We start from the raw sequence: 9,066 nt of genomic DNA on the forward strand, positions 1-9,066 counted from the left end.
AGTCTATAGAGCCGTTTGCATGTTTTCAGAAACTGCCCTTTCTTTTATCTGCTAATCTTGTAGTATCTAGTATCAAATCAATCAAAAAATGAAACAGTCAATCATCAGTTTTTTAATTTTATGTATTCCTCTTTGGGGAATAGGACAGCAAACCTCCATTTCTGGTAAAGTTCAAGACCATGCAACCCAAGAAGCATTGGCGTATGTAACGATAACAGTTCAAGACAACACCTCAAAAACAATCGCTGCAGGTGTTACAGACGATCACGGTGTTTTCAATCTGGATGGGATTTTAACGCATCCCGCAACAATCTCTTTTAGCTATACAGGATATCAAAATTATGTTCAACCTTTGGAAATCATCGCCGGAAAATCGAAAATTGAATTGGGAACTATTAATTTAATTACCGATGCCGTGCAATTAAAAACAGTCGAAGTTAATGGCCAAAAATCGAATATTAGTTTAAAACTCGATAAAAAGGTTTTTGAAGTTGGTAAAGATGTACTTTCGCAAAATGGTTCTGCACACGATGTCCTAAATGGAGTTCCTTCTGTTGCTGTAAGTCCAGCTGGAGCCATAAGTCTAAGAGGTAATAGCAATGTTTTGGTATTAATTAACGGAAGACAATCTGGTCTTACCCAAAACAATGCACTCGATCAGATTGCCGCTGACCAAATTGAACGAATAGAAGTGATTACCAATCCTTCATCGAGATATGATGCTGCAGGTTCTGCCGGTATCATTAATATTATATTGAAAAAGAACAAAAAAAGCGGTTTTAGCGGTCAGGTTCGATTAGTGGCAGGTTCGCCAAACGATAGCCGGCTGAATCCGAGTATTAACTACAAATCAAACAAAATCAATATTTTTTCTAATTTCAGCATCCGTTCCAGTGATTATGAAGGTCTGTATACCACCAATCAGTCAACCAATACCAATAGTTCTCCAAATTATATGGATCGCAAACAAAATGAAGATCGTCACGATGATGGCAAATTACTTTATTTTGGAGCTGATTATTTTATTAATGAACATCAAACTATTACGGCAGCTTTTTTAAAGAATGCTACACATGATAATGATAAAACTGATTTGTTTTACAATTACAGAAGTAATCCAAACAATACTGAACCAGATAGTCTTTCGACACGACACGGAAAATCATTAGAAAAACGCGATTACAGCCAGTTTGAATTTAATTATACCCGAACGTTTATACAAAAAGCAAAAAAATGGACTATTGATGTTCAATATGATTGGTGGAACAGCGATAAAAAATGGAATCTTTCTACACAACGTTTGCTCCCAGAGGCCTTCATTTATCCAGGCATACGAACCAGATCAACAGGAAACAGCAAAGATTTTCTTGCCAAGAGTGATTTCATTCAGCCAATTGACAGCACTGCCATTTTAGAATTTGGAATTAAGACTGAAATCCGAAAAGTTTCCAGCGATTATTTAGCCGAAGAACAACAAAATAATGACTGGATTATTTACCAGAATATTGATAATGACTTAAATTACAATGAAACCATAACAGGAGCTTATGCACAATTCAGCGACAAAATCAACGCATTTAATTATATGCTGGGTTTAAGAACAGAGTTTACTGATATATCCATTAAAGATCTCAAAAACACCTATAATGATGAGAAAAATTATAATAAGCTATTTCCAACAGTTAATTTGAGCTATAAGTTTGATGCTTCGACTTTGCAGTTAAATTACAGCAAACGTATAAGACGTCCTTCATTATATGCTTTATATCCCTTCAATGAAGTCACGGATTTAAATGCACAATACATTGGAAATCCAGATCTTAATCCTTCTTATACAGATGCGTTTGAAATGGCGTTTCTTAAAACTTGGCAAACATTTACTTTGAATCCTTCGGTTTATTACCAATATGAAAAAGCTTATATTCAGGATTTTACGTACCGTCAAGATGATATCTTTTTAACAACACCTATTAATATTGATTACGAAATACGAAGCGGTGTTGAATTATCGACGTTATACAATCCGTATAAATGGCTTCAGATTAATGCTGAAATGAATTACTATCACTTCAAACAAAAAGGAAATTATATGGGAGAAAACCTCGATTACAGCAGTGAAAATTTTACAGGACGTTTAAGCTCGCAAATCAAACTGCCTTCTAAATTTAGTTTTCAGGGGCGTTATAACTTCCGCAGTGCAAAACGTAATGCACAAACTACAAATCAAGCTTTACAATCGATTGATTTTGGATTAAGTAAATTATTGCTGAAGGACAAAGCAACTATTGTTTTTGATGTTACAAATGCTTTTAATCTTCGTCAGAATAAAAGTATTACCACCGGAGATAATTATGTTATTAAAGAAAACAGCATTCCAAATGCAGCAAGATATCGTTTAAGTTTTGTGTATCGTTTTAATCTAACAGATCCAAAAGTAATCAGACAAGCGAACAGCGCCAATCGCGACTAGAAATTTCATTTTTAAATTACTTAAGATCTCCTTACTTTCATTTTTCCAAGCTTTTATCGGCTGTTTTTTAAAATAATAAACTGATAACTTTTTGAAATGATTATATAACAAAAAAGAGAATATAGATAGTAAATTTGGAATAGACAAAAAGTATTAATTATGAAAAAGCTTGTAATATTATTGACATCACTTTTTCTTTTTTCATGTCAGCAAAAAGAAAAAACCAGCATTCCTGTCAAAACAACTGAACCCAATGTTGTAAAAGAAATTAAAGAAGAAAATCTGCAAAAAGGCGATACCATTTTTATGAATTCTAAGAATGATAAAGAGGTATTTGAAGCCGAAGCATCATTAGATTCGATCCATCCAAGACTATATGTTAAATTCAAGAATGAATATGCAGGTGAATTAAACGGAAAAATTATTCCTGAAACTGAAAAAGCCAACATTCGTTTTAATCAAATCATTTTTCCTGATAAAACTTCAGATGGACCTTTTGGATCGGAATTAAAAATAAACGTTAAGCAGAAAGGCACTTACATCTTGGTAATTGGGCATTCTCAAATGGCAGAAAATCCATATTGGGGGAAATTTAAAATACAACTTGAAACCAAAAAGAATGCAAATGTTCAATAAAAGGAGGCTGCTTCACAATTATGAAGCAGCCACTTTTATATTTTGTAAAGAGCACTCCAATTCAGGTTTTTTTAATATAAATAATTCAGAGCAGTAACATCGTTAGAATTGAAAGCTCCTGTCTCATTTGAGCCAAAGCACGCTCTCATATAAGATGTTGAATCATATCCTGTAGGCGTACCTGGAATATGAACAGCGCCAACACCAGCTGTTCCTTCATTTGAATTTTGTCCACAGCTTTGACGGCTGAACCAGTCTGTATGACGTAAACCAATACAGTGACCAATTTCGTGAGCCGCAACGTGTGCATTTACACCAGTTGAATAAGTATCTAAACCAGAATATAAAGTAACTGAATTGTAAGGCGCTCCACCAGAAGGGAATCCGGCTACTCCACCGGCAGAACCGGTTTGTCTTCTTACAACAATATTAGCACCAGAAGTGCTTGAGCTAAAAGTCAACGTAAAATTAATCGATAATCCTAAATTATTGTATCTATTAATAGCAGCCTGAAGTCCCGCACGCATATTGGTACTCAATGCTGATGTACCAGTTCCTGTTAATCCAACAACTTTAATCGTTCTTGGAGCAGAAACTAAATTCGTGGTCCGGTATTGTTCTGTTGTAATACCTCCATGAAGATCCATTTTATTTAATTGATCTTTTGTCATAACAATGCACCCTTCAATCAAGAATGCATCTTCTGTAGTACCATCCAGATTTGTATTTTTGATCACCTGCACATCTTTGTTGTTTAGTGATAACGAACTTATTTTATCTAACACATCTTGTGTTACTTTTAGAGACGCATCATTTGACTGAACTGCCTCATCTTCTTTATTGCATGACATTAGTACTAGCGCTGTAAATACGAACGCTAAAATTGATTTAAATTTTTCCATAATAATTTTTTTGATTGTTAAAAATGTAATTTGATAAATAGGGGTCTTTACAAAATATTTAGTAATATTTAACATCAAATTTATATTATTTTTGATATTAAAATACTTACAAAATAAATAATTTAACATTTTTAACACATTTTATTAAATTTAATCGTGTTAATATTTTTAAATAATTTGCGATAATTCTTATGAAGCCTCTAAAATCAAGAACTCACGTAAAAAACTGTATTATATGTTAAAATTTCATTCAAAAGGTGATTTTCGTCTAATGAGTTCTAAAATTTACCTTAAAATTTTAAATTTCCTTTAAAATTGTACAATAAAAAAACTCTACTTCTATGCCAAATGAAAAATCATATTTTTTTTACAAATAATTTAATAAATTTGATTTAGCCACAAATTATAAATAGTAAAAACAGATAAATGAAAACACGAATTATATTTCTTTTTTTTATGATATGCACAATCTGTTTTTCACAAAATTCTGAGAAATGGCAACAGTATCTAAAAAAGGAAAGTGAAACAAAATCTGAAAAATACTATTTAACCACTTTAAAAATTGCATACGACAACAAATACAAGATTATAAAAAAACTTGATACTGTTTTTTGCATTGTTGAAAATGACAATCTTAAATCGAAACGCATTATTACAGAACTACTTGAAGTAAATAATCTATGGAAATTACCCTCAAATTTCTCCAATAGCAAAAAAGAAAACACATATGTAATTACTTCTGATAGCATTACGACTTTAATTGCAGATCTAAAATCAGTAAACATTTCTGATATTAAAATACTGGATAATAATCTTGTACTCTTAAAAAGTGATTCTCAAAAAATTATAGATAAAGTAATAGTTTTGAATAGTGTTTCTTCGATTTCACTAGAATCATTGCTTCCAAAAGCAGAATCAAAAATAATAGATCAAAATTTTACCATCAACTATATCAACAAAGCAAATGCTAATTTTCCTCTTTTAACAGGCGACAATCAAATAATTTCGATCAAAGATGATCTTTTTAATGTAAATGATATTGATCTCTTAAATAAGCACGTTTCTTCGTCAACACAATCTTCTATTGTATCAAGTCACGCAACAGATATGGCTACAATTGCTTCTGGATTAGGAAATAGTTCTATCTTAGGAAAAGGAGTCGCCCCAAGAGCAAAATTGCAATCATCTGATTTTTTGAATATCTATCCTGATCAAATAACCACTTTAGAAGGTGCTGTTACTCAAAATCACTCTTACGGAACAGTAATTGAAAATTTTTACGGTTCGCTCGCTAATGCGTACGATGAACAATTGCACTTAAATCCTAATTTGACACATTGCTTTTCTTCTGGAAATTTAGGAGTCGAAGGTTATAAATCACTTACAGGTAATTTCAAGCAGTCCAAAAACAGCATTACAATAGGCTGCATTGATCAAAATGAAATAATTATGCCCTTTTCATCAAAAGGCCCAGCGTATGATGGCAGAATAAAACCTGAACTAGTAGCATTTAGCACACAAGGAACTTCAAATTCTACAGCTTTAGTTACAGGAATTGTAACATTAATGAAACAACATTACAAAAATCTAAACAATACAGCTTTAACCAACTCACAAGTAAAAGCCATTTTAATCAATAGTGCAAAAGACTTAGGCAATATTGGTCCCGATTTTACGTATGGTTATGGAAATATTAATGCAGATAAATGTCTCAAGACAATTACTGACAATAGAATTATATCAGATAATCTAACATCTGGTCAAACGAATTCTCATAATATCACACTTCCATCAAATGCAAAAACTTTAAAAATCACGCTGGTATGGAATGATTTACCAGCTCCTATTAACAGTAATATTAGTTTAGTCAATGATTTAGATTTAAAAGTTATATCGCCTGAAAATCAAGTTTTTTTGCCATGGATTTTAAATCCTGACTCCCCAGAACAACAAGCAGCAAAAGGAAAAGACAAGATTAATAATATTGAACAAATAACTGTAGAAAATCCTTCCTCTGGACTTTATACGATTTCAATTATTGGATCATACATTGCAAATACATCTCAAGATTATAGTATTGTTTACGAATACGAACTGGAAAATCAATTTGAATGGAATTATCCCGTAAGGCATGATAATTTCCCATACGACGGTAAAACTATTTCGCCTTTCAAATGGAATTCTTCATTTACGGGAAATCTTGGACAATTGTCAATAACTTACGATAACGGGCAAAACTGGGAAATTCTCTCGAATAATGTAAATCTCAACAACGGACAATTTGATTACACACCGACAGAAAAGAAATTCTCAAAAGCAAAATTGAAAATGACCATCGATAACACTGACTATATTTCTGATGACTTTACAGTTTCTTATGATTTAGACATCACAACTGCCTTAGTTTGCGATGGTACAACTGAAATTAATTGGCATAAGCCTTCAGATGTTACTGCATTTAACATTTATCAGCTTGCAGGAGATCATTTAGAATTTAAAGAACAAATAACAAACGCTGATTATATATACACCGATGGAAACATCTATACCGTTTTACCTGTTTTTAACAATACTGAAGGAATAAAAAGTGAATCAACATTACAATATTCTGATAATTCAAATTGTTATTTTGAAACCGCTTTAGCTGAAGTTTTTGAGGAAAACAAAATAAAGGTTAGTACTAGTCTTTTCAGCTTGTACAATATCAGCAAAATCGAAATAATAAAAATGCTTACTACTTCCGAAGAAGTTATTGGTACAATAGACGACATCGATTCCAAAACACTTTCTTTTCTAGATACCACACCAATAAAAGGCACGAACAAATATAAAATAAACATCATTTTAAAAAACAACCATATAATAAGCTCCTTAGTTTTTGATACTAATTACTTAGCTGATGATTTGTTTTTTGTATACCCTACAATATTAACCAAAAATGAAGAATTAAATATTGAAACCCAAAAAGAGCACGAAGCAAAATTCTATCTGTATGATATGAATGGGCAAACTGTTTTTACTTCTCCATTGTTATTAAAAAACAGCAGCATCAGACTTAAAAATACTGCCACCGGAATTTATATCTATAAAATAGTTACAAATTCAGGTGAAGTGCAAACTGGTAAAATTGCAGTATTATAACTTTATGAAATTACAACTGATTTATTGATTCTTTTTTGCTTGATAAATTGATAAAAAGAACCTGCTATAAAAAGCAAAAGCAGAATTAAAAGCGTTTTACCAATTACAGGATCAGTAATATCCTTAGCTAAAGGATGACCAATAGGAATACGAGTAAAAGTTTCATTTACAGTAGGAACCAGAGACAAGAAAAAACTAAAGGATAATAAAAAATTTTCAAAATATCTGGCTCTGCCATTTCTTTCTTTTTTAGCATACAGAAAATAAGCAATACAGACTAAAAAAATAATAAATATCGCAAAAATATGACCTGGATTAAATCCCCCATGTTTTGATATTCCTAGTGAAGTTAAGGAAGTAATAATTGTAGTGTAAAAATATATTTTACCTGATAAAACCCCTAAATTGATTTTTCCATATTTGATAAATCCTGCCGCTGCTCCTGCTAATGCAGCAATACCAATAATAGTGTGAAAAATTCCTAAATACGATAATCCCATCTTTATGTTTTTTAAGTTATTATAGCTGATTAAAACAACCTTTTTGATAAATTATGTCGTTAAAACGAACTATGCAAAATTGCGTCATAAAGAAGGAAATGACTTTGTGAATTAGTCCAATTATTTGATATTTTGGTTCAAGAAAACTTTATAATAAGAACTTATTTTTTTAGTTCTTGACGATAATTTGTAGGCGATACATGGTATCTATCGTTAAAACTTTTGGTGAAATTTGCCAAATCATTAAAACCACATTCAAATGCAATTTCAGTAATTCGTTTATCCGAAACTCTGAGAAGTTCAGCAGCTTTTTCGAGTTTTTTGTTTCTTATAAAGTTAGCAGGTGTATCATTGTAAATTTTAGCAAACTCTCTTTTGAAAGATGAAACACTCAAATTATTTTGTTCTGCCAATTGTTCGATAGTTGAATTTGAAAAAAGATTGGCTTCGATAATTTGTCTAAAAGCATATGAAGTCTTAGAGAAAAGTTGTGATAATACTATTTGTACACTTTCTGCATTCTGAGTTTGTGACAATAACAGGATAATCTCTTTAAGTTTCAAGACTAAAATATCTTCATTAATTAGCGAAGGATTTTCAAAATAAAACAACAGTCCTTCAATATACTTCTGAATTAAAAAATCGTTATTTATTTTTTCATTTGATCTATTGGAAGATTTGTCTTTTGGTTCTTGAAACAAGGCAGGCAATTCCCTGTCATAAATTTTCTTTAAGATATCGGGATAAAATGTAATAATTACAATTTCGCAATTACTATTTGCGTGTACATTGTAGATCTGCTTACCAGGATTGATACAATTTAAAAGTAGAGAATAATTAGTAGAAACTTCTATATTATCACCATCAATGTCATACTCCACATTACCATCCAGTACATACAAAAAACAAGCCTGATCCGAAACTGGAAAATCAAATTTAAAAGGTGCTTTTAATACAATTTTCTGCATTAGTGTTTTACCAAACAGATCGTATTTTTTATAATCGTCTATCATTTATTTTATTAATTCAAATACATAATTTAATGAGTTCGATACACTAGCATCGTATTATTGCAAATTAATAGATTTAAAAATCATTAATGAAATAATTTTAATTTTATAAATCAGGAATATGAAAAATGATATTGTTCCATTAAATGCTTTCTAATATACTTCACACAAAGATTTTAAACAGAAGGTTAATACTGTAAATCTACAGATCAGATTTATACCAGAAGTTTTCTAAAAGCATTAAAACGAAAAAACCCTGTCCGGTATGGACAGGGTCTTAAAAAAAGAAAGGCGGCGACATACTCTCCCACAATATGCAGTACCATCTGCGCAGGCGGGCTTAACTTCTCTGTTCGGGATGGGAAGAGGTGAGCCCCGCCGCAATAACCACCTTAAGGCTGTTAGTC

At 31.4% G+C, this 9,066-nt stretch carries 6 protein-coding genes and 1 rRNA gene; 3 read left to right on the forward strand and 4 right to left on the reverse strand.

From position 1 onward, the window contains the following. The first annotated feature begins 88 nt into the window (after positions 1–88). Together P2W75_RS17240 and P2W75_RS17245 are read left to right on the forward strand one after the other, a co-directional pair. Entirely contained in the window at positions 89–2,470 is a 2,382-nt protein-coding gene (locus P2W75_RS17240; RefSeq protein WP_276381444.1) for an outer membrane beta-barrel protein, read from the forward strand. A gap of 159 nt (positions 2,471–2,629) precedes the next feature. Next, a complete protein-coding gene (locus P2W75_RS17245; protein WP_276381445.1) occupies positions 2,630–3,106 on the forward strand; it encodes a hypothetical protein in 477 nt (158 codons plus the stop codon). 71 nt (positions 3,107–3,177) lie between these two features. Here the strand turns inward: P2W75_RS17245 and P2W75_RS17250 are convergent, their stop codons facing one another. Beyond that, complete coding sequence (locus P2W75_RS17250) at positions 3,178–4,008, reverse strand: M57 family metalloprotease (protein ID WP_207295538.1); 831 nt, start codon at positions 4,006–4,008, stop codon at positions 3,178–3,180. A gap of 426 nt (positions 4,009–4,434) precedes the next feature. Between P2W75_RS17250 and P2W75_RS17255 the strand changes: the two genes are divergently transcribed. After that, positions 4,435–7,149, forward strand: coding sequence for a S8 family serine peptidase (locus P2W75_RS17255; protein WP_276381446.1), 2,715 nt, complete (start codon positions 4,435–4,437; stop codon positions 7,147–7,149). 2 nt (positions 7,150–7,151) lie between these two features. Here the strand turns inward: P2W75_RS17255 and P2W75_RS17260 are convergent, their stop codons facing one another. The 3 genes from P2W75_RS17260 to rrf all read right to left on the reverse strand — a co-directional run bounded on the left by P2W75_RS17260 (position 7,152) and on the right by rrf (position 9,054). Then, entirely contained in the window at positions 7,152–7,649 is a 498-nt protein-coding gene (locus P2W75_RS17260; protein ID WP_276381447.1) for a hypothetical protein, read from the reverse strand. 161 nt (positions 7,650–7,810) lie between these two features. Beyond that, positions 7,811–8,662 carry an AraC family transcriptional regulator gene (locus tag P2W75_RS17265; RefSeq protein WP_276381448.1) on the reverse strand — a complete coding sequence of 284 codons (852 nt, stop codon included), beginning with the start codon at positions 8,660–8,662 and terminating at the stop codon, positions 7,811–7,813. Between the two features lie 283 nt (positions 8,663–8,945). Next, a 5S ribosomal RNA gene (gene rrf / locus P2W75_RS17270) occupies positions 8,946–9,054 on the reverse strand. Between the last annotated feature and the right edge of the window lie 12 nt (positions 9,055–9,066).

Origin of the sequence: Flavobacterium sp. H4147 (genome assembly GCF_029360735.1) — a bacterium.
Lineage (GTDB): Bacteria > Bacteroidota > Bacteroidia > Flavobacteriales > Flavobacteriaceae > Flavobacterium > Flavobacterium endoglycinae.

Bases quoted from the DNA above. Each gene is read 5' to 3' on its own strand.
- P2W75_RS17240 (WP_276381444.1), top strand. From the start codon at position 89: ATGAAACAGTCAATCATCAGTTTTTTAATTTTATGTATTCCTCTTTGG.
- P2W75_RS17245 (WP_276381445.1), top strand. From the start codon at position 2,630: ATGAAAAAGCTTGTAATATTATTGACATCACTTTTTCTTTTTTCATGT.
- P2W75_RS17250 (WP_207295538.1), bottom strand. From the start codon at position 4,008: ATGGAAAAATTTAAATCAATTTTAGCGTTCGTATTTACAGCGCTAGTA.
- P2W75_RS17255 (WP_276381446.1), top strand. From the start codon at position 4,435: ATGAAAACACGAATTATATTTCTTTTTTTTATGATATGCACAATCTGT.
- P2W75_RS17260 (WP_276381447.1), bottom strand. From the start codon at position 7,649: ATGGGATTATCGTATTTAGGAATTTTTCACACTATTATTGGTATTGCT.
- P2W75_RS17265 (WP_276381448.1), bottom strand. From the start codon at position 8,662: ATGATAGACGATTATAAAAAATACGATCTGTTTGGTAAAACACTAATG.